Source organism: Turicibacter sp. T129, assembly GCF_025594975.1.
GTDB classification, from domain to species: domain Bacteria; phylum Bacillota_I; class Bacilli_A; order MOL361; family Turicibacteraceae; genus Turicibacter; species Turicibacter bilis.
Genome location: NZ_JAMQUU010000105.1, coordinates 1 through 1,540, shown reverse-complemented (window position 1 = coordinate 1,540; position 1,540 = coordinate 1). Strand labels below are relative to the sequence as shown.

General features: G+C 39.0%; 3 protein-coding genes. All 3 read left to right on the top strand.

The window, feature by feature from the left end:
* A partial coding sequence (gene tnpB / locus NEH75_RS13050; RefSeq protein WP_262948997.1) for an IS66 family insertion sequence element accessory protein TnpB occupies nt 1–308 on the top strand: 308 nt, incomplete at its 5' end.
* A gap of 93 nt (nt 309–401) precedes the next feature.
* Nucleotides 402–1,055, top strand: a complete 654-nt coding sequence (locus tag NEH75_RS13045; RefSeq protein WP_262948995.1) for an IS66 family transposase zinc-finger binding domain-containing protein — start codon at nt 402–404, stop codon at nt 1,053–1,055.
* On the top strand, nt 1,056–1,469 hold the full coding sequence (locus tag NEH75_RS13040; protein ID WP_262948993.1) for an IS66 family transposase: 414 nt from the start codon (nt 1,056–1,058) through the stop codon (nt 1,467–1,469).
* The last annotated feature ends 71 nt before the right edge of the window (nt 1,470–1,540 follow it).

Here is a 1,540-nt window from a genome sequence, read left to right as displayed (position 1 = left end):
ACACTGATATGCGCTGTGGCATTGATGGACTAGCAGGTATCATTACGAACAAGTATAATCTTGATTTATTTAACGATGCCCTTTTCCTATTTTGTGGACGAAAAAAAGACCGATTCAAAGCCCTTTATTGGGATAAAGACGGTTTTATCTTATTATATAAACGGATTGAGAAGGGTAACCTTCAATGGCCAAGAAACCAAGAAGAAGTCAAAAATTTAACCCATCAGGAGCTTCGTTGGCTACTTGAAGGCTTATCTATTCAACAACCTAAAGCCATTAAACCAGCTCAAACAGGATGTCTGATTTAAATGATTATAAAATGGTAATAAAACCTGTATTTTCTATCTACTTTTGGGCATACTAAGCCTAACATCAATCATTTAGAAAAAGAGGTGAGGCAGTTGAGTACGTTTGAATCAAAACTAATCAAAGAAAATCAGAACTTATTAAAAAAACTGGATCAACAAACTCAACGAATCACTCAACAAGATCAAAAAATCACTGAGCAAACTCAACAAATTACTGAGCAGACTCTAAAAATTCAACAATTAACAGAACAAGTAGAATTTCTAACAAAAAAGCTTTTTGGATCCTCAAGCGAGAAAACTAAAGTTGATCCCAATCAACTCTCACTTTTTGAGGATCCTCATTTAGAAAACCACCAAACAAAGATTGAACCCACAGAAGAAATCAGATATCGCCGCCGTAAGGCATCTGGTCGTAAAGCCGAGCTAACAAAAGATTTACCCGTTGAAGAAATTCACTGTGAGTTACATGGTGAAGATTGTACATGTGACCAGTGTGGTCAAAAGATGAAACCGATAGGAAAGAAACTCATTCGCGAAGAGGTCTGCTTTATCCCAGCGAAACTATTTAAAAAAGTTTACTATTCACACGCTTATAAGTGTGATTGTCATGATGACTCCTATGAACCACAGCCGATTCAATGTGCTGAAGTCCCTAAAGGACCGATCCAAAGAAGCTTAGCTGGGCCTAGTGTTCTAGCCTGGATGATTCATTCCCTAGCAGTGGAGGATTTATGCTTCGCATGCTAGGTGACCCATCAAAAATATGAATTAAGTCTTCCGCTTTATCGGCAAGAAAAAGAATGGAAGACGTACGGATTAGAATTAAATCGACGCACGATGGCGAACTGGATGATCAAAGTCGCCAATGATTGGTTACGCCCACTTTACGATTATTTCGCCAAAATCTTAGTAAAAGAAGAAGTTCTTCATGCCGATGAAACGCACTATCAAGTTTTAAATCGAACGGATGGACGTGACGCAACATCTCAGGCACGAATCTGGTTAATTCAAACAGGTAAAGAATGCGAAACACCCATCGTTTATTATCACGCAGATTTAACTCGTGCAAGAGTCGTCGCTGAACAATTACTCGATGGATTTAAAGGCTACCTGCATTGTGATGGTTATTCCGGATATAAGAACTTACCGAATATTGAATGAGTGGGTCACCTGCCATTTACGAAGTAAATGTCTCCTCCACTGGTAGGGAATGGGATGTTGGGCGCATGCCC